The sequence below is a fragment of the Photorhabdus hindustanensis genome (genome assembly GCF_002968995.1).
Taxonomy (GTDB): domain Bacteria; phylum Pseudomonadota; class Gammaproteobacteria; order Enterobacterales; family Enterobacteriaceae; genus Photorhabdus; species Photorhabdus akhurstii.
Genome location: NZ_PUWT01000005.1, coordinates 81,167 through 104,036 on the forward strand (window position 1 = coordinate 81,167; position 22,870 = coordinate 104,036).

Here is a 22,870-nt window from a genome sequence, read left to right on the forward strand (position 1 = left end):
CCAAGCTTAAAAAGCTGATACAACAATGTTTATTTCTTTAGCAAAGTTAAATATTTTACCAAAATAATATCTAAATCAAACTTCTTATACATATCCTCTGTAATTACAGGCGGTTCATAGCAGACAAACTTCATTTTCTCTGCAAGCGAATCAACTGTCAGCTCTGATTTATATTTCTCCAGCTCACCGGCCATAATTTCATTAACGCCACCAGGACACATCGTGCTAACAATTGGCGTATCGCAAATCAATGATTCAATCAGTACGTTACCTAATCCCTCGCTATCAGAACTCAAGACAACCGCTTTAGCTCCACGGATAACAGGTAATGGGTTTTCAAGGAATCCCGTTAAAATAACTTTAGACTGTAAGTTTAAATCCACAATTTTTTGCGTTATCTGTTGAGTAATAACCTCATCTCCGTGACCAACAATCAATAATTTACACGGAATATCTGCTTTCGCAAACGCTTCTAATAAACGATCATGCCGTTTAACCCGGTGAAATCTACCAACATGTAATAAATAGGTCTCATCCTCATAAGGGTTATTTCGCAGTGATTTTTGTTTAATATCTGGGATATTAAAAGGATTATAAATTGTCACCGTTTCATTAGGCGTAAGTGACAAATTATTTTTTAAATCTCTCCCTACAGCATCAGATACACAAATTAAATTCCGGTTATTATATGTCCACTTAATTTTTTGTTTCTTGATCCAACGGGATAATCCCGTTTTATTACCAAGATATGAGTTTGAAAATACCCCATGAATACAAAACCATACATTTAACCCCGCTAACACTTTTGATTGCACGACAATACGATCAGTTTTATGCAAGTTTGAGACAATCAATGCAGGGATTCCCTTGCGAAGAAAAACTTTTTCTAAAACCTTATCCATAGATTTAGCCCGACGGCAAATCTCAGTCTGTCTTCTAAAAAGCCCTTTGTACCTATCAGCATCAATGATCAGTTCAATACCATCAGGTACCGAATATTCACACTTCTCCGCCAAAGAGAGCAGCGTAACGTCATATCCCCTCTGTTGCAGACCATCACAAAGCCGGATAGTGACATTTTCTGCACCGCCACCAGGTAATCCATCAATGATAAATAATATATGTCCTTTCATGATGAAAGCACCCTTTCGTATAATCCAATGAGCTGTTGTGATAAATGTTCCGGTGTATAACAGAGTATTCCCGTTCTCGCTAATTCTGACATTTTATTATTCAAATGATTTGAAGGCGTATTTTGAATCGCTTCCGTAATATCTGAAATAGCCAGAGCATCACATACAAACCCGTTATTCCCTGAGTTAATAAATTCAGCGCCGCCACATGTCGTACTGGTTATTACCGGAAGCCCGCAAGCCATCGCCTCCAGTATCACATTTGGAAACGGATCATATAAGGTCGGCAACAACAAGCTATCTGCAAGCTGATAAAAGGGCAACGTCTGTTTTTGAATACCCATAAATCTAATTCGCCCATTGCATCCCAGCGAGTTAGCTAACTGCTTGTATTTCTTCTCTTCTTTATCTTGCCCTACAACTATCAAATAGGCATCAGTCGCACTCACTGCCTGAATCGCTGCTTTTAATCCCTTTCGCTCAAACCCCGAACCAACATAAACTAAACATTTAGCCTGTACGGGAAGGTTATGTTCTTTCCTTAATTGTATTCTCTGAGATTCAGTTGCCGGAAAAAATTGTTTATTGTCTATCGAATTATAAATAACCGATATTTTTTCCTCAGAAAGCCCAAAATCTGTCATGACCTCCCTTTTTACCATTTCCGAGTTACAAATAACCATTTTTAACTCTGGCGCCGAATACATCTTTTGTTCAGCGTCCATTACATAACGATGGTAACGACTCGTAAAAAGCAATTTGCTTCGCCAAGGAGATAAAACACGCGCACGCTGCTGTAGCCAGCGCTGATGAACGCCATCACCCGCACGATAAATATCGCAACCAGCAATACGTTCATGACTTTGAACAAGATCAAACTGCTCTTTTTCCCATATTACTTTGGCTGCTTTAGCAAATCCTCTCTCACGGCTGATGCGTCCCCATTTATGAGGATTTGCTAAATGCACATGCCAATCAGGATTAACATCTCCCTGCCAAGAACGTGTAATAACGTTAAGCTCCAGGTTTTCATTTCCCAAAGCTTCTAAGGCGCGGGAGACAAAACGTTCTGCACCACCATCCGGACGATATTTCTGCCGAACAATCGCAAGACGTACTAATTTCATAATAAATTTCTCCGGGCGGCTGCAATAACCATATCACTGGGAATGACATTCAGATAACGTATATCCGTTTTAGTATCAACATCATCAGGATCAGGTAAATCACCATAATCACCAGCCCAAATAACTTCACCTTTCGCTTCCCACGGACGCCAGAATACTAACTTTGATGGCCCAAATAAAGCGATAGCCGGTGTTTTCAACGCAGCAGCCATATGCATAGCAACGGAATCCATCCCTATGAATAAATTAGCCCCCTCAATCAGCACTGCAAGTTGCGGTAAAGTTAACTGGCCAGCAAAAGAAACTACTCTTTCTTTTGGACAGTTTGCTAAAATCTTCTCCACCATCTCCTCCTCCTTACGATCTGGCCCGGAGGTAACAACAATTACCCAACCATCAGACTGCAATGCACTAATCGTTTCACTCATCTTTTTTTCATCCCAACATTTAAAAAGCCAGCGGGATGTTGGTTGCACAACAATATATTTTTGATTCACACCATGCTTACCAAGAAGCGCCAAAACAATCTCTTTATCCTCCTTACAGTAACTCATCGTCACTTTAGTGTTGATCAATGGAAGATTTAACAACGAAAGAGCTGACAAATTCTGCTCAACAATATGCAAAAACCGGCTATGCTCTGTCGGAACAAGATTTGTGAAACATTTTTTCCAAAACAGGCTGCGTCGTTTTACTAAATCGAACCCAATACGCACTTTTGCGCCAGTAAATCGTGCCACAAATGCACTATACCATTGATCAGCTAGATTAATAACCAAGTCGTATTGACGATATCTTAATCGTCTAAGCAATCTCCATTCATGACCAAGATGTGCTTTGGTTCCTTGTTTTTTCCATTGTCTATCTATAGAAAATAGATTATCCACAGAAGAAAAATCAGCCAATATTGGTTCGGTTTCTTTGTAGAGTAAAACATCAATTTCCACCTCAGGATAATTATCCTTAAGGGTATTAATAACTGGTGTAATTAATAATACATCACCATGATGTCGTAACTTTATTATCAGAATACGGTCAAATTGAGCGTGTAATTTACTCATTGCATTCCCAGTATAAAGATAAACGAAAAAGCTGCCGCGACCATGTGCAGAAGCTGCAAAAAATCCGTGCTACTTTCATATTAATAGAAGCACGATCTTACCTAAAAATCCTAATTTACCTTTCTAATTCTGTTCAGATTCTAGAAGCCATACGCATTTTCATACTTTCTTTGAAGCAATGTGATACTATTGGCGCTAATTTATGTAAATGAATTTGATAGAATGTTACTGCGTTTATATCAGGTACTTCTCTACCTTATCCAACCTCTGATTTGGTTGCGTTTATTGCTCCGCAGTCGCCAAGCCCCTGCTTACCGTCAGCGCTGGGGTGAACGCTACGGTTTCTGTGCTGGTAAAGTTGCCGCTGGAGGCATCCTGCTCCATTCCGTTTCCGTGGGTGAGACGTTGGCCGCAATTCCTTTAGTCAGAGCCTTGCGTCATCACTACCCTTTTTTACCCATTACCGTGACAACGATGACGCCAACGGGCTCAGAAAGGGTGCTTTCTGCTCTGGGAAATGATGTTAATCATGTCTATTTGCCATACGATCTTCCCGGTTCTATGGAGCGCTTCCTCAATCAAGTTAATCCAAAGTTAGTCATTATTATGGAAACAGAACTTTGGCCTAATCTGATTTTCCAACTTCACCAACGCAACATTCCTCTGGTCATTGCTAATGCCCGTTTGTCCGCACGTTCCGCTGCGGGATACCAAAAAGTAGGCCATTTCGTAAAAACAATTTTGCGTAGCATTACCTTGATTGCCGCTCAGAATCCAGAAGATGGTGAACGCTTTATTGAACTGGGTTTAAAACGCTCTCAACTGACTATTACCGGCAGTTTGAAATTCGATATCTCAGTAACGCCTGAATTGGCCGCTAAAGCCGTGACATTACGGCGCCAATGGGCTGCTCGTCGGCCTGTCTGGATAGCCACCAGCACCCATGATGGGGAAGAGAGTATTATTCTAGATGCTCATTGCAAGTTACTGAAACAGTGTCCAAGCCTGTTATTGATCCTAGTTCCTCGTCATCCTGAACGTTTTATTAAAGCGGAAGAGTTAACCAAGAAAGCTGGACTCAGCTATATTCTTCGCAGTTCTGATAAAATCCCTGACGCCAATATTCAGGTTGTTATCGGCGATACGATGGGTGAACTGATGCTACTTTATGGTATTGCCGATCTGGCCTTTGTTGGCGGCAGTCTGGTTGAACGTGGCGGTCACAACCCGCTAGAAGCGGCAGCCCATGCTATTCCGGTGCTAATGGGTCCACATACCTTTAACTTTAAGGATATCTGCGCCAAGCTGAATCAAGCTAATGGTCTGATTACCGTTTCGGACAGCCACTCTTTGTTCACCGAGATCAACAGCTTACTGACTGACGAAGATTATCGCCTGTATTATGGTCGCCACGCAGCAGAAGTGCTGCATGAAAATCAAGGCGCTCTTCAACGCCTGCTTAAACTGCTGGAACCCTATCTCCCACCTCGGAGCCACTGAATGAGTGACAAAAAACGTCTTTCCGTTGTCATGATCGCCAAGAATTCAGCGGATCTGATAGCAGATTGTCTTACCTCAGTCCATTGGGCTGATGAAATCATCGTGCTCGATTCTGGTAGTTCAGACGATACTTGCCAGATAGCACAGGCAATGGGCGCAAAAGTATTTTCTAACACAGAATGGCCCGGGTTTGGTCGTCAGCGTCAGTTAGCTCAGCAATATGCCTCTGGCGATTATATTTTTATGATCGATACTGATGAACGCGTAACACCAGAACTGAAAGCATCCATAGAGCAGGTTCTAGCACATGCTGATAACAGCAAAGTCTACAGTTGCGCCCGCCGGAATCTATTTCTTGGCCGTTTCATGAAACACAGTGGCTGGTACCCGGATCGCGTCATCCGCCTCTATGCCCGTGACCATTATCAATACAATAACAATCAGGTTCATGAATCCCTTGAAACCAATGGTTCGCCGGTTGTCACTTTGCAAGGGGATTTACTTCATCTTACTTGCCGTGATCTGATGGAATTTCAGAGAAAACAGCTAAATTATGCTAAAGCTTGGGCAAAACAGCGCTATGAACAAGGTAAACAGTGCGGTTATTTCTCAATTTTCAGTCACACTTTTGGGGCTTTTTTTAAAACCTGGCTGTTGCGAGCTGGCTTTCTTGATGGTAAACAAGGGTTAGTACTGGCTATTGTCAATGCTCAATATACGTTTAATAAGTACGTCGGATTGTGGGAAAAGAGACAACAGAAGGGTAAAAATTGATGAAAACCAAAGCTATTTATCCCGGAACATTTGATCCTGTCACCTACGGTCATATTGATATCGTCACCCGCGCCGCGGATATGTTTGACCACGTTCTATTTGCTATCGCCAACAGTGCCAGAAAGAATCCTATGTTTACTCTGGATGAGCGCATTACTCTGGCAAAAGAGGTGACATCACATCTGGATAATGTGGAAGTGGTAGGTTTTTGTGAATTGATGGCTAATTTCGCCAAAAAACAGCAAGCCAATATCCTTATCCGTGGCCTTCGTTCAGTATCTGATTTTGAGTATGAATGGCAGCTTGCTAATATGAACCGCCACTTTATGCCCGAATTAGAGAGCGTTTTTCTGCTGCCATCACAAAATCTTTCGTTTGTCTCTTCATCTTTGATTAAAGATGTCGCTCTCCACGATGGCGATATCTCATCATTCCTACCAGAGCCTGTCGCCCAAGCCATGCTAAAAAAACTGGGCAAGTAATTTACTCTATTCACTGGAGGCGGATATTATTTCCTATGCAACGCCTCCCCTAACTATCCGATATCAACTAATACTGACAGTGACGGCAAAAGAAAGTACTGCGCTGCCCAAGCTTAATACTCTCTATTTTTTCACCACAAATTCGGCATGGCTCTCCTGCTCTGCCATAAACAAACAACTCTTGAGCAAAATAGCCCGGTTTACCATCAGATTGCAGAAAATCCCTGAGTGTCGTACCACCCTGCTCAATAGATCGTTGTAGAACCTTCTTAATCGTTTCCGCCAGTAAATTGGCTTCACACTCAGTTAAAGTATGAGCGGGACGATCAGGCTGAATATGGGCAGTAAACAATGCTTCATTTGCATAGATATTACCGACTCCAACAACCAGTTTGTTATCCATTAACCAAGGCTTAATCAAGGTTTTTTTCTTACTTGACCGGGTGTAAAGATAAGAACCATTAAAATCATCAGAAAGCGGTTCCGGCCCCAAATGAGCCAATACCGAGCACCGTTCAAGATCATCGCTCCATAACCACGCCCCAAATCGTCTGGGATCGGTATAACGCAAAACCTTACCATCTGCCATCACTAAATCCACATGATCGTGTTTCTCCGCAGGGCGCTCCTCTGACAAGATACGCAAGCTGCCCGACATTCCCAAATGGACAATAATCCAACCATCTGCCAGTTCAATCAGCAAATATTTGGCACGGCGTTGAATGCTAAGCACAAGCTGGTCACTCAACTTCATAATTTCTTCCGCCACCGGCCAACGTAACCGACCATTCCTGACTACCGCATACTGGATCACATTCCCTACCAGATGTGGCTCTATTCCTCTCCGGCTGGTTTCTACTTCTGGTAGTTCTGGCATGGTAATAACTCCTAACTATGTATATTGTTTCAACTCTATTGCATCTGAGCAGATTAAGATAATCTTTTCATGTATTATTTCCAACCAAACTCAACAGAAACGAAAGCAGATTGATGAATATGTTTAATATTAAAAGTCGTGATAAAAGATCATTATGGAATCTATCCATCATTGGGATTTATATAGCCCTTGTTTATCTGCCCGATATAACGAGATATAAAAACCTGGTTATCGCTCTTATTGGCATTACAGCACTAACCTATCTGGTGACAGATTTTCGTCAAGTGATGCGTTCCATGCGTAGTTCACTATTTCTGTCCATTTTGTTATTCGTTTTAGCCATGTTCTATTCAGTGGCGATTTCCGTCGATCCGGCATTGAGTTTTAAGGATATGAATAAACCCATCCTGAATGGGCTGTTATTGTTCAGTTTTACTTTTCCTGTTGTCCTGTACAAAGAAAACAAAGAAAGTATTGCCAAGATGATTTTGTACTCATTTGCCATTGGTATGCTGGCAATATGCCTCACTGATATTGGTAAATACATTATTAACTACAATAAAGGTGAAATGCCTTTTACCAACTTCAACCATCGAGAATTTTCTTACGGCTTTATTTTCTATTTCCCCATCTTACTGTGTACTTGGGCATTGTGGAAAAAACATACCTTAGTGAGTTGGCTGATACTGGCTGTTGCTTCCACTATCAGTCTGTTTTTGTTATTAGGTACCTTAGCTCGTGGCGCTTGGGTCGCCGTTGCCGTCATCACTGCTTTTATCATTATTATTAATCGGGAATGGAAGCTGACCTTAATAGCAAGTTTAATCCTTAGTGTTTCATTTGTATTTTCTCACACGTCGATAATAGCCAATGAAAACACTCAATTATTATTTTGGAAACTGACTCAAACTGATAGCAGCCATCGTTATAAAAATGGCACACAAGGGGCTGCTTTGGAGTTGATTCTAGAAAACCCGATTAAAGGCTACGGTTTTGGCAATAAAGTCTATCACAAGGTCTACAATGAACGAGCTGTTGACTATCCAGACTGGATATATCGCACATCTATCGGCCCCCATAATATCTTTCTGGCACTCTGGTTTGCTGGTGGAATCATTGGTTTGATTACCACTTTGCTGATGACCTTTTCAGCGCTATACACGGGTAGCCATATTATTAGCCGTAACAATGGCGTAATAAAGCAGGCCAGTATTATTCTACTGACGGGATTTATCGGATTATTTATCGTCCGAGGAGCCTTTGAAAATACCTATATCAATGAGATAGGTATTCTATTCGGTCTGATGATTGCTCTACATCAGCAGAAAAACGATTAACCAGACATCTCGACTATACTATCAGACCGATTATTATGCAGAAATATCCCTTGATATTGTCTGCATAATAAGCTTCGCTCGCTGTTCCCAATTAAAACGCACTGTCACCAACATTTTCGCATAACTGACTTGTGACTTAACTTTCTCTGGATTATCTCTTATTAACTGAATCTGCTGAGCAAAACTCTCCGCATTCTCACTGTCAGCAAAACTGACCGCATTTTCATCAACCACATCACGAATCGAAGGAAAATCGGAGATAACCACCGGCTTATCCATCGCCATATATTCAAATAGTTTCAGTGGCGAAGTATAGCGACTGCCAATGCTAGTTTTAGTTAATGGCAACAGACAAATATCATTATCTGCAATTATCTGAAAACGTAATTTAGGTTGAATAAATCCAAGAAAATTGATTTTATCGCCAACCCCCATTTGCTGAGCAATCTGTCGTAATTGCTGAATTTGCTCTGGTTCACCACCAGCAATATTCAATATTGCATTCTCAAGGTAAGCCATCGCTTTGATCGCCGTAGGAACACCTTTCCAATGATGCAAACTGCCCAAATAAAGGATCTGGGTTGGTAATTCACCGTCGTCTGATATACGTTTATCTAATGACACCGATTCGACTGCCCGCAGATCCACACCATCCGGCGCAACAACTATTGGTATGCTGACATTGTATTCACTAATAATATCATCACGGAGTAACGACGTCAGAGCGAAAACAATCCTGGACTGACGATAAACAAAGTACTCGATTTCTCTCAGCTTCTGATACTTACGCTGATTTTTATTTTTACTTAAATCATGCGATTCTTTAAATGATTGAGCAAAAATCTCATGACTCTCAAAAAACAGCGGAATTTCTGGATGTTCACATAATAAATACTTTGCCATCTTCAGATTACGGGTAAAAACGGCATCTACCTCATTTCTCTTCAACCAATGGGAAACCTGGAAATAGAACATTTTTTGGGTATTGAATGGAAAATACCATTTACGCCGAATATTGCGTAAAGAGATCAGCTTAGCTGATGATGATAATGAACGTCCCAAGATCTCCTCTGCGGTATTTTTACCTTCAGGCGTAACCAGATATACACTAGCACCCTGGCGAGCAAATGCATCAACATTCTGCAAAATTTGCAGTGATGCTACCCGATAATCAGGAACCGGATAGGGATCAATATAGGCAATTTTCATTATTTATCGCTTTTAGTAAACGATTTGCTGAATGCTCCCAGGTATACATTGTTTCAATCCGTTGACGAGCCGCTTTTCCCATTTTTTGCCCCCTGTCTGGTTGAGACAATAAAGAATTAACCGCATCGACAATTGCTGAAACATCTCCTGGCGTAACCAAAATACCTGAATTACCTTCATTACCGACAACTTCCGGTATGCCTCCGATATAACTGGCAATAACCGGCCTGCCACACGCCATCGCTTCCGCAATCGTAATCCCAAATGCTTCGTCACCAATACTGGGGAAAATCCCCGCGTCACCAGCAGCATAATATTCAGGCAACTGATCGTGCCCTACAGGTGGATGGAAGATGACCTGTTCTTCCAGCCGCAGTGCTGCAACCCGCGTTTCCAAGCATTTCAGATCTTCACCTGATCCGATAATCAGCAATTTAACGTCTTTATCCTGTAGTTGAGCCATTGCATCAATAGCCACATGTATGCCTTTCCAGCCAACCAACCGCCCGGCAAAGGTCAGCAAAAATGTTTTATCGCTGATCCCAAGACGAGTTCTGACAGAAGAGTCTATCGGCCTGAATTTATTAATATCAACACCATTGTAAATCACCTTCGGAAATTGTTTAAAATGGTGCTGAATCTGCCAGGCATTAAAATGGCTGCATGCCACCCAAGCTGAAATTCGCTTACTCAGCTTTCTGTCGCCCTTGAAAAAACTGGTGCCACCGCTCATATAGCAAAATTTGGTGCGACTCTCTTTTGGCATCATTCGAGGCCAGAAAAAATCAAATGGCTTCGTCAGAATAATCCAGTCAAAATCTTCAGTAACAACTGTACCGCGAGCATGGCGAGCAAACGAGTAACGTTCAATAATACGTTGGAAACGTCGACCAATATTAATTACTTTCTCTCTGGGAATAAATGGAAAAGTATGAACTTGGATTGCTCTTCCATTGAGCTCTGGCTGGACATCACCCTTGCCGCCAAAAATATGGATCTCATGCCCGGCATCAGTCAACGCTTTCGCAAGTTCCCAGACTGCCGTCTGAATACCACCGTAAGACATAGTTACAGTGACATCAACCAAACCTATTTTCATCTTTTCTTCCTGACGACGTAGTTTCTAGTAACTTTTGCGTTGCCTGCCAGACTTGTTCAACAGATATTGCAGACATCGAGTCTTTGCGGGTGGCTTGCATATAGTGAACCGGATGTTCAATAACCGCCAAATGTGAATGCTGTTGAGGCGCTAAAAAACGGCCTGGGTGAAAACTATGATACATAGCAACCATCGGGATACCCAATGCACCGGCTAAGTGTGTCGGCCCTGTATCAACACCAACATACAAATCAAGTCTACTCATTATTGCTGCATTCTGTCGCATTGTTAGTCTACCAACCAATGAAGTACATTTTTCAGCGCCTAATCTTTTTGCCAGTGACTGTGCAGCAATTTTACCGTCAGTACTGCCTAATAACATAATATGCGACTGGGGATAACGGCTATAAATGTGTTGCGATAATTGGTAAAAATGTTCAACCGGCCAATCACGATAAGCTTTTGCCGGGAAGCTTTGTAACTGAAAACCAATCAGGAGTTTATTCTCTAAATGATACTGCCGCATAAAACCATCAGCAAAATGTAACTCCTTTTCACTCACACAATAATTCAACCGCCAGTCACTTACCTCAACATCTACCGCACCAGCAAGCATGGCCCGTTCCTGTTGAGCTGGCATCAGCACCTTTGGCTTTTCCACAGTTAGCCAATCAGATTGCAACGTGGACTTATCTGAAAACGAAACTGTTAAGCACAATTTACGTTTTGCATACTGTAATAAAGGTTTATCGTCACTATAGACTAAAGCCAAGTCATAATGTTTACAGGTAAACCAACCACACCATTTTGCCTTACCTTTCGAAAAAGCAGTCAATTTATTGATATCATTTATATTTTCAAGGATCTGTTTAGTCCTTTTATGAGCCATAACATCAATATTCGCACCAGGCCATTTCTGCTTTAAAGCACGAATCACCGGCGTTACCAATAAGGTATCACCGAAACTTGCTACAACAATGACCAGAATATTTTTGATCTGCATAAGACAATTATCTAATTAATCTGCTATAAAATTCAACAAAATATATAAAAAAACTATTTTGTATACAATTGATCGCAGCAGGGTGATTTAACTAACAATCAACCTTAAAGTAATTTAATATCAATAAGTTGATATTACTCAAAACCATAAACCAAAGAATAAGCACCAGAATAAATCTTAAAAAATGTTAACGTTTTTTACCTTTAATGCTGTAAAAAAAGATATTTTCCATTTTATCCAACATATTATCTATGCCAAATAAAGCAGTTGCCCGCTTTAATGAAGAATGACTGAATTGCAAGCGCAGCTCATTATTATGAATCAATAAATCTAAACTTTTCGTCAATAACTCTGTATTTCTAGGTTCCACGATATAACCCGTTTCACCATCAACGACCGCTTCGGCAATTGCACCAACAGAGGTTGATACAACAGGTATTCCACACGCCATTGCTTGCATAATGCCTTGTGGCACGCCTTCATTACCAAAAGAAGGTAATGCAAATAAATCCATCGCATTCAAACAATCAGGAACATCCTGACGGTTGCCTAAAAAAATGACACTGTTTGACAAGCCTTCTCGCTTTACTAATGGTTCCAATGATTTACGTTGTGGACCATCACCCACAAACAAAAGTTGCCAATCAGGATATTTCTGGTGCAGAACTTTCCAACTTTCTAACAGATAGCGATGCCCTTTCCAAGTTCTCATGGTCGCAACGACACCTAATGTCGGTTTATCTTGAATCCCAATTCGCTGACGGCAAACTTTTTTATCTTCCGGTCGGAAACGATCCAAATCGATGCCGGTAGGCACTGATGTCATATGCTGTAGTGGATAACGATTATTAGCATGCAGGTGTTGACGCAATTTTTCACCGGTAGTCGCAATATGTCGGCACGCTCTCAAATACAGCCAACGAGTTGATATTGAATTAGAAACATGGGTAGAAACATGCCTGGTTCTGACCATTGGCGGCATATGCCTTAACGTCGTGCAAGCCGCGGCAACCAACCATGCATCTGTCGAACTATGTGTATTAATAACGTCAAATTGACGGCCTTCTTTTTGCAACCAACGACGCATAGCAAGAAAGCAGGACAACCGCTTTTTCTCAATAGGCAGGGCTACTACCGGCACACCATAAGATTTTGCTTCACGGTAGATATTAGAACCGGGACAACAGACAATAACCACCTTGTGTCCACGTCTTATCATACCTTGGGATTCCGTCAGAATACGGATTTCCTGACCACCCCAACCACAAGAAGATTCTGTATGTAAAATATTTAGTTTTTCTTTAGCCATTTCGGTTTCATATCTAGCCTACCGGAAGGCGTTAGTATAGCGAAACAACATCTTACGTCTACGAATAACAGGATATATATGAAATGCAGAGAAGAATCAGTGAGTATTTGTTAAAACTCTTCAGACAACAAAAAACCCGGCCTAAGCCGGGTTTTTATCAAATCAACCAAAATTTTATTTAATCTTGGCTTCTTTATACATAACATGCTGACGAACAACTGGATCAAATTTTTTCATTTCCAGTTTCTCAGGCATAGTACGCTTGTTCTTCGTAGTGGTATAGAAGTGACCAGTACCAGCCGAAGAAACTAGCTTAATTTTATCGCGAATACCTTTAGCCATTTTTCAGCTCCTTAGTACTTCTCACCGCGGGTACGAAGCTCAGCCAAAACTGCGTCAATACCCTTCTTATCAATCACACGCATACCTTTAACAGATACACGCAGAGTCACAAAGCGCTTCTCGGACTCAACCCAGAAACGGTGGGAATGCAGGTTAGGCAGAAAACGACGCTTAGTCGCATTCAATGCATGAGAGCGGTTATTACCACTCATCGGGCGTTTGCCAGTAACTTGGCAGACTCGGGACATGTCTATTCTCCAAAAATCAAATCAGCTCGAGCTTTGTATTGGGTATGGCCGCCTCGTCAGGCTTAGGAGCCCATCTCAGCAAATTCTACTGAAAAGACTCACATTTACTCAGAAAATGTGCTGAGATAGGCTCTTCTCGCCAAACCAAAGATCCTCAAAGGTGGCGTAGTATACGCCCTCAATCGCTGACGCTCAAGTCCCGCACAACCAAAGATCCACAAGGATCTTGAAAAAGTTAGCTTAAATCCATCCTCGCTCCGCAAATGAGACACAACATTGCCGGCCAATAACCAGATGATCCAGCACTTTTATACCAACCAAATTACAGGCATCAATCACTTTATCTGTAACAATCTTATCTGCCAAACTCGGCTCTGCATGACCTGATGGATGATTATGAGCCAAAATGACGGATGAAGCATTCACCTTTATCGCTGATCGGATAATTTCACGAGGATGAACTTCAACTTTATTAATGGTGCCTTTAAACATCTCCTCATGACAGATGACTCTATTTTGGTTATTGAGAAACAACACAACAAATATTTCCCTATCACGCCCCGATAATAGATTTTGCAAATACTCTTGAGTCACACTTGGACTACTCATAATATCTTCATGCATGAACTGGCTGGAAAAAAAACGTTTTGCCAGTTCTGCAATAGCCTGTAATTGTGCATACTTGGCTAATCCCATTCCTTTATGAGAACAAAAAGTGTCATAATCAGCAGAGAGTAAATGGTACAAAGACCCAAATTCTTTCAATAGAAATTCAGCCATTCGTAAAACAGGAAGTCCTCTGGTCCCGGTACGTAAAAAAATAGCCAGTAACTCAGCATCTGTCAGAGAAACCGAACCATAAGCCAACAACTTTTCTCTGGGAGCTAAATTTGAATATATTTCTCCTGTATTTTCAGCAACATTAAATTCCATATATTCATCTCCCTGCTCTGTTTTACCTGATACAAACAGTATTCCATGCCTTAAACATCAGGGCGAATATCATATTTAGGAGCTGCGTAGCCGCTCGCAAATTTATCCTTTTTTACAATCAAAGTTCAGACTCTGCTCAACTCTGTAATCTCTTGTGATAAAATCTTGTCCCCTTGCAACTTAATATTCGGACACTCATGATGGCAGGACTTTCCGGCAAACAGATTGTGCTCGGTATCAGCGGAGGGATAGCCGCTTACAAAACTCCCGAGCTAGTACGTCGCCTGCGTGATCGCGGCGCACAAGTACGTGTAGTGATGACACCAGCAGCAGAAGCGTTTATTACATCAATGACGTTGCAGGCAGTTTCTGGTTATCCTGTTTCTAATGACTTGTTAGATCCAGCAGCAGAAGCGGCTATGGGGCATATTGAACTTGGCAAATGGGCCGATCTAATTATTCTCGCCCCTGCTACCGCTGATTTACTGGCGCGCCTGGTAGTCGGTATGGCAAATGATCTCATAACCACTGTCTGCCTAGCCTCCTCAGCCCCAATTGCCGCAGTGCCCGCAATGAATCAACAGATGTTTCGAGCTCAGGCAACACAACATAATCTCAAGCTTCTTGAAGAACGGGGGGTTCTTCTGTGGGGACCGGATAACGGCAGCCAAGCTTGTGGTGATGTTGGTCCCGGCAGAATGTTAAACCCTACGGCGATTGTTGAACTCGCTGAACAACATTTTCAATCCAGCCAAGACCTAGCTCACCTAAAGCTTGCTATTACCGCCGGACCAACCCGGGAAGCATTGGACCCCGTTCGCTTTATCAGCAATCACAGCTCCGGCAAAATGGGGTTTGCTATCGCTCAGGCTGCGGCAACACGTGGTGCAGAAGTCACCCTTATCACAGGCCCCGTTAATTTACCGACACCACCAGGAGTCAAACGAATCGACGTTACCAGCGCTCTGGAAATGAATGAACAAGTACAGGCAGTAGCAGATTCACAGCATATCTTCATTGGTTGTGCTGCGGTTGCAGACTATCGCGCTAAACAGATTGCCGCCGAAAAAATTAAAAAACAGAGTGATGAGATCACTTTTACCCTGATCAAAAACCCGGATATTGTTGCCAATGTAGCCGCAATGCAAGAAAACCGCCCTTTTGTGGTTGGATTTGCGGCTGAAACCCAGAATGTGGAAGAATACGCACGAAAAAAACTGAACCAAAAACATTTGGATCTGATTTGTGCAAATGATGTATCCCTTACCGGCCACGGCTTTAACAGTGATACTAATGCATTACATTTGTTCTGGCATGAGGGAGAAATCCGCTTACCTCATAGTAATAAGTTATTACTTAGCCACCATTTATTAGACGAGATAGTCAGACGCTATGATGAAAAAAATCGACGTTAAAATTCTTGACCCACGTATCGGGAAAGAATTTCCTTTGCCAACTTACGCAACGCCCGGCTCCGCAGGTTTAGATTTGCGGGCTTGCCTGGATAATGCGGTAGAACTGGCTCCAGGCCAAACAGAACTGCTTCCAACCGGGCTTGCTATTCATATTGGCGATGAACAATTGGCAGCCGTTATTCTGCCTCGCTCCGGCCTTGGGCATAAGCATGGCGTCGTTCTGGGTAATCTAGTGGGTCTGATCGATTCTGATTACCAAGGTCAACTAATGGTTTCCGTCTGGAATCGTGGTGATAAAACTTTCACCATCCAGCCAGGCGAACGTATCGCTCAAATGGTTTTTGTACCCGTCGTCCAGGCTGAATTCAATCTGGTAGAAGATTTTGAAGCCAGCAAAAGAGGCAGTGGTGGTTTTGGTCATTCCGGTCGCCAATAAGTCCCCGTAAAACCTAATACCATTTAACCTATTATCATATTCTTTGCTCAACATGCCGTTGAGCGGAGAATTACTGATCTATTTGTTTTGCTGTTCTTAACAAAGGTCTTGTCAGACATGGCAGAAAACGAAAATACAAAGAAAAGAAACAGGCGCGAGGAAATCTTACAGGCGCTGGCGCATATGTTGCAATCCAGTGATGGTAGTCATCGAATCACTACCGCCAAACTGGCCGCCAACGTAGGCGTTTCCGAAGCTGCCCTATACCGGCATTTTCCTAGTAAAACCCGGATGTTTGACAGTTTGATCGAGTTCATTGAAGACTCATTAATTTCACGGATTAACCTGATTCTGCAAGACGAGAAAGATACCACGACTCGTATTCGCCTAATATTAATCCTGATTCTAGGTTTTTCAGAAAAAAATCCCGGTCTGACCCGCATCATGACCGGTCACGCTCTAATGTTTGAACAAAACCGGCTGCAAGGGCGTATAAATCAGTTATTTGAACGAATTGAAGTACAGATCCGTCAAGTTTTAAAAGAGAAAAAATTACGTGATGGGCAAGGTTTCAGTTATGATGAGTCGTTATTAGCTTCTCAGTTACTCGCGTTTTGTGAAGGGATGCTATCACGTTTTGTACGCTCTGAGTTCCACTATCGTCCAACGCAGGAATTTGAAGCGCGCTGGCCATTATTATTGGCTCAGTTACAATAAGTTGTTCTACTACTCACCCCGCCCGTTATTGGGCGAGGGCTTTTTTTAAAGCTTATCTATCAGATACCGTACTGCGCACGATAGGCTTTTACTGCATCCAGATGATCTTTCATCTCTGGCTGACTACTCAAATAATTAATCAAATCATTTAAGGTAATGATAGAAAACACTTTGCAACCATAATCTCTTTCCACTTCCTGAATTGCCGAGATTTCACCATTCCCACGTTCCTGACGATCAAGACAAATCATCACGCCGGCAAGTGTCGCATTATGCTGCTTGATAATCTCCATAGATTCACGGATAGCTGTGCCTGCGGTAATAACATCATCAACCAGAACAACATTGCCTTTAAGCGAACTACCAACCAAAGTACCGCCTTCGCCATGATCTTTAGCTTCCTTACGGTTAAAACAATATGGCATATCAATATCATGATACTCTGCCAGTGCAACTGCCGTTGTCGTTGCAATTGGAATACCTTTGTAGGCGGGGCCGAATAACAAATCGCACTGAATACCGCTATCCAACAATGCTGCTGCATAAAAACGCCCGATTAACGCCAAATCACGCCCTGTATTAAACAGCCCGGCATTAAAAAAATACGGGCTTTTACGTCCTGATTTCAGGGTAAACTCCCCAAATTTCAGTACCTGTTTTTTTAGCGCAAGCTCGATAAATTCGCGCTGATAGGCTTTCATTGGTGTCTCTCCTCTCTCTTGGTCATGGTTATCCGCCATACAACAGGCATAAAAAAGGCGACTATTCCGTCGCCTTGATCAACTTATTATTTTAATGCATTTCTCTGCGCTGCAAAAATATCCTCTAATCCTCCCTTGGCAAGGGCCAATAAGGATAACAACTCATCATGACTAAATGGCTCGCCTTCCGCAGTGCCTTGCACTTCAATCATCCGACCATCTTCCATCATCACGACATTCATATCAGTTTCAGCGGCGGAATCTTCCACATATTCCAGATCACAACGGCCTTCGCCATCCACAATGCCAACAGAGACCGCGGCAACCATTGATTTCAGAGGACTCTCTTTCAACTTGCCTACTTCCACCATTTTATTCAACGCATCAACCAGCGCGACACAAGCACCCGTAATAGAAGCTGTACGGGTACCGCCATCAGCCTGAATGACATCACAATCTAGTGTAATGGTGTGTTCGCCCAGTTTTTTCAGATCAACCGCGGCGCGCAACGAACGGGCAATTAAACGTTGGATTTCCATCGTACGTCCGCCCTGTTTGCCTTTAGCGGCTTCACGAGCATTTCGGGTATGAGTAGAGCGCGGTAACATGCCATATTCCGCCGTCACCCAACCTTGCCCCTGACCTTTCAAGAAACGAGGAACCCCTTCTTCAACGGACGCATTACATAACACTTTAGTCTCGCCAAACTCTACTAGAACCGAGCCTTCCGCGTGCTTAGTATAATGACGGGTTATAGTGATAGGACGCACTTGTTCTGCCGCTCTTCCTGTTGGGCGCATAGTGTTATCTCCGTTGTTAGATCATTATTGGGGGCGCATTATACGGCCTAACCGGGCTAATGCCTATCCTACATCTACAACGAGCGTTATAATCTGTTAATCTTTTGTTTAAATTGGGAACGAATCATGATCCGTAGTATGACTGCTTTTGCACGGCGAGATATCAAAAGTGAATGGGGAAATGCGGCCTGGGAACTACGCTCCGTTAATCAGCGTTATTTAGAAACTTATATTCGCCTACCAGAACAATTCAGAAGCTTGGAACCGGTGATCCGTGAACGTATTCGTTCCCGTCTGACTCGCGGAAAAGTTGAGTGTAACCTGCGTTTTGAACTGGATTCACGCGCTCAAGGCGAACTTATCCTGAATGAAACTTTGGCAAAACAGCTAGTAAACTCAGCAAACTGGGTCAAACAACAGAGCAATGAAGGTGAAATCAACCCTGTTGATATTCTGCGTTGGCCTGGCGTTATGGCAGCAGAAGAGCAAGACTTAGATGCTATTAGCACTCAATTGCTGGCAGAGCTGGACACAACACTGGATGCCTTTATTCAAAGCCGTGAAGCCGAAGGCAATGCACTCAAGATGATGATTGAACAACGTTTGGACGCTGTTACCGAAGAAGTCAGTAAAGTTCGCCAACAAATGCCTGAAATCATGCAATGGCAACGGGAACGCCTGCAAACCAAACTGGAAGAAGCGCAGGTACAGCTTGAAAATAACCGTCTTGAGCAAGAATTGGTTTTACTGGCCCAACGCCTTGATGTGGCAGAAGAGTTAGATCGCCTCGATGCCCACGTCAAAGAAACCCGTAATATTTTGAAGAAAAAAGAAGCCGTCGGCCGCCGTCTGGATTTTATGATGCAGGAATTCAACCGCGAATCTAATACGCTTGCCTCCAAATCTATCAACACCGATATCACTAATTCCGCTATTGAATTGAAGGTGCTGATTGAGCAGATGAGAGAGCAGATTCAGAATATTGAGTGACGTTTCTTAGCATATCAGAACAAATCATAAAGCCAGTATATACTTTGTTATATCTGACTTTTTTACTATCATAGCATTGCAGAGCGAATCACAGTAGCGCATGATTAGCGTGTACCCAAAGCGCATTCAAAAAACCATTTTGGGTACACCCCCTATTTCATACTGGAAATTGCACAAATGCCTAAATTCACAGATAAAGAAATCAGGGCATGGATAAAGTCAGGCGAAAGGTTCGAAGGGAAAGCGGACGGCAACGGGCTATATTTACGCTTTAGAGAAAATGGCCGAATTCCATCATGGCGTTTCAGATATAAATTAGCTGGAAAGTCTAGAACCATGAATTTGGGAACGTACGCCAACCTATCCCTAGCCAAAGCACGAGAGTTAACCAGATAGCTATCAGCCCGTGTTGTTTTGAGCTATGACGTTCTGGCGAAAAGCAGGAACGCAAAGCCGAAGCACTGGCAAAGATTGAAGCTGAGAAGAACGCTATCAAGGTATCAGACCTAGCGACTGAATATTTTGAACGCCAGATACTGCCACGCTGGAAACACCCTGACATACTCCGCAGAAGAATAGATAAAGACATTAACCCTCGCATTGGTCATATGCAGCTGGAGGACGTGAAGCCCCGTCATATTGATGAAATTCTAAATAGCATCGTTGATAGAGGCGCACTCACTATAGCAACAGACGTTCTGCGATGGATTAGGCGTATATTTGATTATGGTATCAGGCGTCAGATCATTGACGTAAATCCCTGTTCAGCATTTGAGGTTGCTGATGCTGGTGGAAAAGAAGTATCACGCGACAGATGGCTAACCAGAGAAGAGTTGATCATCCTATTGAAGGCGTTGAGGGCATCTATAACAGACATGATTATTTCGACGAGCGCAAGGCGGCATTAACTCAATGGTGTGATTTGCTGGTAGCACTAGAAAAAGGCAAAGATTACAACGTGATCCCGATGGGCACACGAAAAACAAAATAACCGAATTAGCCGTATCTAGCCCGACGGGCGAAAAGTGAGGAAGCCTTACTCACCTGATACGGTTATCTTTAAGGCACGTCAAAGGTGACGTAATGGCATTACCAAAAAGAAAATATTACACATTAGAGAAAGCTATCAAGGTTATTAGTGGTGACATTGATTTTAGCGATTTGATTCATTTTGCTTCAATTGGTTTATTACAATTGTGTGTGAAAGCTCCAGATATGGGATTTTACTTATTCAAAGATGATGAGGTAATAAATATAACAATTGAATCTAATTCGATTTTATTTTTAGATAAAAATACTATTGATAAAAGTAAAGAAGAAATTGGTAATATCATAGCTAAATATGAAAGCACTCCCAGTAAGAGCATCTATCCAGATGATAAATTCTTTCATTACCAATCTGATTATCTTTTTATTTCTGAAGAATTTGATACTCCAAAAGACACAAATAAAGTTCATATTCTTGATGGCCTAGTCGCTATTCCTTATCATCTCATTGCTCCTGACGAAATTGATATAATTAATGGAGTCGCCGATGACTTTTTAATTGATAGTTTCGATATACCCCGATGCGATAATTTTACAAAATCTGATGGATATGAACCTAGTGATTACTATTTATCCGATTGGTTTTCAGTTAAGGTAAAAGATCTACTGATAACAGACTATGAATTAGATATTCTCATCAATGGCGGACGAGCTGTTAGTATTGGCATAGAACGCGATATGTTTCATCAAAAGAACGCAAAACTTGAAAAAAAACCAACGGTAAGGACTACAGCAAACCAAGCAACATATATCAAATTTTTACTTTTACTGAATGGCTTTTCTGAACAACAACTAAAGCAATCACCCCAGACACTTTTAGATGAAATCAGCAAAAGAGCAAACGCTGCAAAGATAGAACCGCCAGTAATCTCAGACAAAACATTAGGAGATTGGCTGGAAAGAGCCAGAGGTATAAGAACTCATTCATAAGAAGTTATCAATAACTTCTGGAAGTTTTCGATAACTTCCTAATATTATTTATCAATTCTGCTTAAATATGCCTAGTGACCAACAGAACGGAGCTAGGCAAATCATGGAATACCAGCGCAAACGCAATCCACGTACTAAAAACAATACCCCATACCCTACCAGTGGCAATGCTCGCAAACGCCACACCGCCGACTTTTTAGGCATATCGGACGCAACTCTTAACCGTTGGGCTAAAGTCGGAAAACTGCCATTACCCTTTGAGCTTGGGGAAGGTTTTTCTGTCTTTGACGCAGCGGAGATCCGTGCATGGGTTGAATCTAAAAAAGCACAACGAGAGGTGGCATAAGATGAAAAAAAAACCGCCCTTGTGGTGGCGGCTTAAATATTTCAGATATTGAAAATTGCCCCACGATTATAACCAAACGGACACCAAAGAAACAGCGAAGCTTTATTTATATTGCTGGCACGGGTGTTAATGGGTTTACCGAAAATGACGGCTTGAAATATTACCGCTTATCCTCTTTCCGTAACTACGCCTCAGAACTGGAGCGCACGCTAAATATTAAGTTAGAACGCATAGACGAGCCTAACCCTGATGGCATAGGTAGCCATTATCGCTATCGTATTCGCCACCAGCAGGACGTACAGAAGATTGTCAGTCTTGTTAATAAACGCGTTCAAGCTGGTGGATATGAGGGCATATCTGAATCACAAGCTGAATTAATTTTGTCTCTGTACCCTACCGAATAACGGAGTAATAAACATGACATCCAAAAATATGGCCTTAATCGGTCAGGGACTTGTTCACTCTGAAAACGGTCAAGAACCTATTTTGAATATCGACTCAGCGGATATCTCATTTATTAAATTTGAGTGTGTACAGGTTCGAATTTTCAAAAATAACAATGAGCCGTGGTTTATTGCTGCGGACGTGTGTAAGGCTTTGGGGATCACGAACCCAAGTAAAGCTCTAAAGGCTTTAGATTTGGATGAAAAAAATACTGTAACTTTAAGTTATGGTATTCAGGGAAATCCAAAACGAGCTGGCATTTCAGAGTCTGGTTTTTACAAACTAATCACTCGTAGCCGCAGGGCCACCAAGCAAGGAACGTTTGCCCATAGATTCGCTAATTGGGTATTCCGTGAGGTTATCCCGTCTATCCGCAAAACGGGTTCTTATGGTGTGCCATTTGCCGCGCTGAACGACTTCACCCGGCGACAGAACGAATACAAAGCAATTGCGTCTCAACGTGGGCGCGATCTTTAATCATGCAAAGGAGAACTAGCCAGCTTAAATAAAGAAGGACGGGAACTGTGGAGAACATACCAGCCTGACCTTTTGGAAGAGGCAGAGTGATGATCATTGTTAACTGCGTAGACTCCTTGAGGTTAAGGAGTCC

25 protein-coding genes and 1 pseudogene are annotated in these 22,870 nt (G+C 42.3%); 13 read left to right on the forward strand and 13 right to left on the reverse strand.

The genetic code is table 11. The features are described 5' to 3' along the window. Positions 1 to 29: 29 nt before the first annotated feature. Genes C6H66_RS02610 through rfaQ form a run of 3 tightly spaced genes read right to left on the reverse strand, consistent with a single transcriptional unit; the run spans position 30 to position 3,321 of the window. Positions 30 to 1,133 carry a glycosyltransferase gene (locus C6H66_RS02610; RefSeq protein WP_105394733.1) on the reverse strand — a complete coding sequence of 368 codons (1,104 nt, stop codon included), beginning with the start codon at positions 1,131 to 1,133 and terminating at the stop codon, positions 30 to 32. Beyond that, the gene (locus C6H66_RS02615) at positions 1,130 to 2,260 is read right to left on the reverse strand and encodes a glycosyltransferase family 4 protein (RefSeq protein WP_105394734.1); all 1,131 of its coding nucleotides are present in this window, start codon (positions 2,258 to 2,260) and stop codon (positions 1,130 to 1,132) included. The genes C6H66_RS02610 and C6H66_RS02615 overlap by 4 nt, the downstream gene beginning before the upstream one ends. Next, positions 2,257 to 3,321, reverse strand: coding sequence for a putative lipopolysaccharide heptosyltransferase III (gene rfaQ, locus C6H66_RS02620; RefSeq protein WP_105394735.1), 1,065 nt, complete (start codon positions 3,319 to 3,321; stop codon positions 2,257 to 2,259). The genes C6H66_RS02615 and rfaQ overlap by 4 nt, the downstream gene beginning before the upstream one ends. 222 nt (positions 3,322 to 3,543) lie before the next feature. Between rfaQ and waaA the strand changes: the two genes are divergently transcribed. The 3 genes from waaA to coaD are packed head-to-tail and all read left to right on the forward strand — an operon-like array spanning position 3,544 to position 6,077. Continuing rightward, positions 3,544 to 4,821, forward strand: coding sequence for a lipid IV(A) 3-deoxy-D-manno-octulosonic acid transferase (waaA, locus tag C6H66_RS02625; RefSeq protein ID WP_105394736.1), 1,278 nt, complete (start codon positions 3,544 to 3,546; stop codon positions 4,819 to 4,821). Next, positions 4,822 to 5,595 (forward strand): glycosyltransferase family 2 protein, encoded by a 774-nt coding sequence (locus tag C6H66_RS02630; protein WP_105394737.1) that lies wholly within the window; start codon positions 4,822 to 4,824, stop codon positions 5,593 to 5,595. Beyond that, positions 5,595 to 6,077: a pantetheine-phosphate adenylyltransferase gene (gene coaD / locus C6H66_RS02635; protein ID WP_046394902.1), complete on the forward strand. Its 483-nt coding sequence runs from the start codon at positions 5,595 to 5,597 to the stop codon at positions 6,075 to 6,077. Before C6H66_RS02630 ends, coaD begins: the two co-directional genes overlap by 1 nt. A 67-nt stretch (positions 6,078 to 6,144) precedes the next feature. On the opposite strand, the gene mutM is transcribed toward coaD, so the two are convergent. Further along, positions 6,145 to 6,954 (reverse strand): bifunctional DNA-formamidopyrimidine glycosylase/DNA-(apurinic or apyrimidinic site) lyase, encoded by an 810-nt coding sequence (gene mutM, locus C6H66_RS02640; protein WP_046394901.1) that lies wholly within the window; start codon positions 6,952 to 6,954, stop codon positions 6,145 to 6,147. Positions 6,955 to 7,073: 119 nt separating this feature from the next. Here mutM and rfaL point away from each other — a divergent pair, with 119 nt between their 5' ends. Further along, positions 7,074 to 8,291 carry an O-antigen ligase RfaL gene (rfaL, locus tag C6H66_RS02645; RefSeq protein WP_181150137.1) on the forward strand — a complete coding sequence of 406 codons (1,218 nt, stop codon included), beginning with the start codon at positions 7,074 to 7,076 and terminating at the stop codon, positions 8,289 to 8,291. A 33-nt stretch (positions 8,292 to 8,324) separates the two neighbouring features. Here rfaL and C6H66_RS02650 read toward each other — a convergent pair whose 3' ends face one another. From C6H66_RS02650 to radC, 7 genes are all read right to left on the reverse strand, one after another. Next, a complete protein-coding gene (locus tag C6H66_RS02650) occupies positions 8,325 to 9,500 on the reverse strand; it encodes a glycosyltransferase family 4 protein (RefSeq protein WP_105394739.1) in 1,176 nt (391 codons plus the stop codon). Beyond that, the gene (locus C6H66_RS02655) at positions 9,481 to 10,599 is read right to left on the reverse strand and encodes a glycosyltransferase family 4 protein (protein ID WP_105394740.1); all 1,119 of its coding nucleotides are present in this window, start codon (positions 10,597 to 10,599) and stop codon (positions 9,481 to 9,483) included. Before C6H66_RS02655 ends, C6H66_RS02650 begins: the two co-directional genes overlap by 20 nt. Beyond that, a complete protein-coding gene (locus tag C6H66_RS02660) occupies positions 10,580 to 11,602 on the reverse strand; it encodes a glycosyltransferase family 9 protein (protein WP_105394741.1) in 1,023 nt (340 codons plus the stop codon). Before C6H66_RS02660 ends, C6H66_RS02655 begins: the two co-directional genes overlap by 20 nt. Positions 11,603 to 11,789: 187 nt before the next feature. Further along, the gene (locus tag C6H66_RS02665; protein ID WP_105394742.1) at positions 11,790 to 12,911 is read right to left on the reverse strand and encodes a glycosyltransferase family 4 protein; all 1,122 of its coding nucleotides are present in this window, start codon (positions 12,909 to 12,911) and stop codon (positions 11,790 to 11,792) included. 174 nt (positions 12,912 to 13,085) lie between these two features. Further along, complete coding sequence (gene rpmG / locus C6H66_RS02670; protein ID WP_010847629.1) at positions 13,086 to 13,253, reverse strand: 50S ribosomal protein L33; 168 nt, start codon at positions 13,251 to 13,253, stop codon at positions 13,086 to 13,088. 11 nt (positions 13,254 to 13,264) lie between these two features. Beyond that, a complete protein-coding gene (rpmB, locus tag C6H66_RS02675; RefSeq protein WP_011148921.1) occupies positions 13,265 to 13,501 on the reverse strand; it encodes a 50S ribosomal protein L28 in 237 nt (78 codons plus the stop codon). Positions 13,502 to 13,741: 240 nt separating this feature from the next. Continuing rightward, positions 13,742 to 14,434 carry a RadC family protein gene (gene radC, locus C6H66_RS02685; RefSeq protein WP_046394896.1) on the reverse strand — a complete coding sequence of 231 codons (693 nt, stop codon included), beginning with the start codon at positions 14,432 to 14,434 and terminating at the stop codon, positions 13,742 to 13,744. A gap of 197 nt (positions 14,435 to 14,631) precedes the next feature. Between radC and coaBC the strand changes: the two genes are divergently transcribed. From coaBC to slmA, 3 genes are all read left to right on the forward strand, one after another. Then, a complete protein-coding gene (gene coaBC / locus C6H66_RS02690) occupies positions 14,632 to 15,849 on the forward strand; it encodes a bifunctional phosphopantothenoylcysteine decarboxylase/phosphopantothenate--cysteine ligase CoaBC (protein WP_105394743.1) in 1,218 nt (405 codons plus the stop codon). Further along, positions 15,827 to 16,285: a dUTP diphosphatase gene (dut, locus tag C6H66_RS02695; RefSeq protein ID WP_046394894.1), complete on the forward strand. Its 459-nt coding sequence runs from the start codon at positions 15,827 to 15,829 to the stop codon at positions 16,283 to 16,285. Before coaBC ends, dut begins: the two co-directional genes overlap by 23 nt. A 117-nt stretch (positions 16,286 to 16,402) precedes the next feature. Continuing rightward, positions 16,403 to 17,002, forward strand: coding sequence for a nucleoid occlusion factor SlmA (gene slmA, locus C6H66_RS02700; RefSeq protein WP_036778585.1), 600 nt, complete (start codon positions 16,403 to 16,405; stop codon positions 17,000 to 17,002). Positions 17,003 to 17,061: 59 nt separating this feature from the next. Here slmA and pyrE read toward each other — a convergent pair whose 3' ends face one another. Both pyrE and rph read right to left on the reverse strand, forming a co-directional pair. Next, positions 17,062 to 17,703: an orotate phosphoribosyltransferase gene (pyrE, locus tag C6H66_RS02705; protein ID WP_046394893.1), complete on the reverse strand. Its 642-nt coding sequence runs from the start codon at positions 17,701 to 17,703 to the stop codon at positions 17,062 to 17,064. A gap of 86 nt (positions 17,704 to 17,789) precedes the next feature. After that, positions 17,790 to 18,503: a ribonuclease PH gene (gene rph, locus C6H66_RS02710; protein ID WP_105394744.1), complete on the reverse strand. Its 714-nt coding sequence runs from the start codon at positions 18,501 to 18,503 to the stop codon at positions 17,790 to 17,792. A gap of 126 nt (positions 18,504 to 18,629) precedes the next feature. On the opposite strand from rph, the gene C6H66_RS02715 reads away from it, so the two are divergent. The 6 genes and pseudogenes from C6H66_RS02715 (at position 18,630) to C6H66_RS02740 (ending at position 22,737) form a co-directional block, all read left to right on the forward strand. Continuing rightward, a complete protein-coding gene (locus tag C6H66_RS02715; protein WP_105394745.1) occupies positions 18,630 to 19,493 on the forward strand; it encodes a YicC/YloC family endoribonuclease in 864 nt (287 codons plus the stop codon). Positions 19,494 to 19,670: 177 nt separating this feature from the next. Continuing rightward, positions 19,671 to 20,484: pseudogene (locus C6H66_RS02720) on the forward strand (tyrosine-type recombinase/integrase). A gap of 92 nt (positions 20,485 to 20,576) precedes the next feature. After that, positions 20,577 to 21,470 carry a hypothetical protein gene (locus tag C6H66_RS02725; protein WP_105394746.1) on the forward strand — a complete coding sequence of 298 codons (894 nt, stop codon included), beginning with the start codon at positions 20,577 to 20,579 and terminating at the stop codon, positions 21,468 to 21,470. A 103-nt stretch (positions 21,471 to 21,573) separates the two neighbouring features. After that, entirely contained in the window at positions 21,574 to 21,816 is a 243-nt protein-coding gene (locus C6H66_RS02730; protein ID WP_105394747.1) for a helix-turn-helix transcriptional regulator, read from the forward strand. 38 nt (positions 21,817 to 21,854) lie between these two features. Continuing rightward, positions 21,855 to 22,220 (forward strand): hypothetical protein, encoded by a 366-nt coding sequence (locus C6H66_RS02735; protein ID WP_105394748.1) that lies wholly within the window; start codon positions 21,855 to 21,857, stop codon positions 22,218 to 22,220. Between the two features lie 13 nt (positions 22,221 to 22,233). Then, positions 22,234 to 22,737 carry a BRO-N domain-containing protein gene (locus C6H66_RS02740; protein WP_339417421.1) on the forward strand — a complete coding sequence of 168 codons (504 nt, stop codon included), beginning with the start codon at positions 22,234 to 22,236 and terminating at the stop codon, positions 22,735 to 22,737. Positions 22,738 to 22,870: the final 133 nt, after the last annotated feature.

Coding starts and splice junctions, on each gene's coding strand:
- C6H66_RS02610 (WP_105394733.1), bottom strand. CDS start 1,133: ATGAAAGGACATATATTATTTATCATTGATGGATTACCTGGTGGCGGT.
- C6H66_RS02615 (WP_105394734.1), bottom strand. CDS start 2,260: ATGAAATTAGTACGTCTTGCGATTGTTCGGCAGAAATATCGTCCGGAT.
- rfaQ (WP_105394735.1), bottom strand. CDS start 3,321: ATGAGTAAATTACACGCTCAATTTGACCGTATTCTGATAATAAAGTTA.
- waaA (WP_105394736.1), top strand. CDS start 3,544: ATGTTACTGCGTTTATATCAGGTACTTCTCTACCTTATCCAACCTCTG.
- C6H66_RS02630 (WP_105394737.1), top strand. CDS start 4,822: ATGAGTGACAAAAAACGTCTTTCCGTTGTCATGATCGCCAAGAATTCA.
- coaD (WP_046394902.1), top strand. CDS start 5,595: ATGAAAACCAAAGCTATTTATCCCGGAACATTTGATCCTGTCACCTAC.
- mutM (WP_046394901.1), bottom strand. CDS start 6,954: ATGCCAGAACTACCAGAAGTAGAAACCAGCCGGAGAGGAATAGAGCCA.
- rfaL (WP_181150137.1), top strand. CDS start 7,074: ATGTTTAATATTAAAAGTCGTGATAAAAGATCATTATGGAATCTATCC.
- C6H66_RS02650 (WP_105394739.1), bottom strand. CDS start 9,500: ATGAAAATTGCCTATATTGATCCCTATCCGGTTCCTGATTATCGGGTA.
- C6H66_RS02655 (WP_105394740.1), bottom strand. CDS start 10,599: ATGAAAATAGGTTTGGTTGATGTCACTGTAACTATGTCTTACGGTGGT.
- C6H66_RS02660 (WP_105394741.1), bottom strand. CDS start 11,602: ATGCAGATCAAAAATATTCTGGTCATTGTTGTAGCAAGTTTCGGTGAT.
- C6H66_RS02665 (WP_105394742.1), bottom strand. CDS start 12,911: ATGGCTAAAGAAAAACTAAATATTTTACATACAGAATCTTCTTGTGGT.
- rpmG (WP_010847629.1), bottom strand. CDS start 13,253: ATGGCTAAAGGTATTCGCGATAAAATTAAGCTAGTTTCTTCGGCTGGT.
- rpmB (WP_011148921.1), bottom strand. CDS start 13,501: ATGTCCCGAGTCTGCCAAGTTACTGGCAAACGCCCGATGAGTGGTAAT.
- radC (WP_046394896.1), bottom strand. CDS start 14,434: ATGGAATTTAATGTTGCTGAAAATACAGGAGAAATATATTCAAATTTA.
- coaBC (WP_105394743.1), top strand. CDS start 14,632: ATGATGGCAGGACTTTCCGGCAAACAGATTGTGCTCGGTATCAGCGGA.
- dut (WP_046394894.1), top strand. CDS start 15,827: ATGATGAAAAAAATCGACGTTAAAATTCTTGACCCACGTATCGGGAAA.
- slmA (WP_036778585.1), top strand. CDS start 16,403: ATGGCAGAAAACGAAAATACAAAGAAAAGAAACAGGCGCGAGGAAATC.
- pyrE (WP_046394893.1), bottom strand. CDS start 17,703: ATGAAAGCCTATCAGCGCGAATTTATCGAGCTTGCGCTAAAAAAACAG.
- rph (WP_105394744.1), bottom strand. CDS start 18,503: ATGCGCCCAACAGGAAGAGCGGCAGAACAAGTGCGTCCTATCACTATA.
- C6H66_RS02715 (WP_105394745.1), top strand. CDS start 18,630: ATGATCCGTAGTATGACTGCTTTTGCACGGCGAGATATCAAAAGTGAA.
- C6H66_RS02725 (WP_105394746.1), top strand. CDS start 20,577: ATGGCATTACCAAAAAGAAAATATTACACATTAGAGAAAGCTATCAAG.
- C6H66_RS02730 (WP_105394747.1), top strand. CDS start 21,574: ATGGAATACCAGCGCAAACGCAATCCACGTACTAAAAACAATACCCCA.
- C6H66_RS02740 (WP_339417421.1), top strand. CDS start 22,234: ATGACATCCAAAAATATGGCCTTAATCGGTCAGGGACTTGTTCACTCT.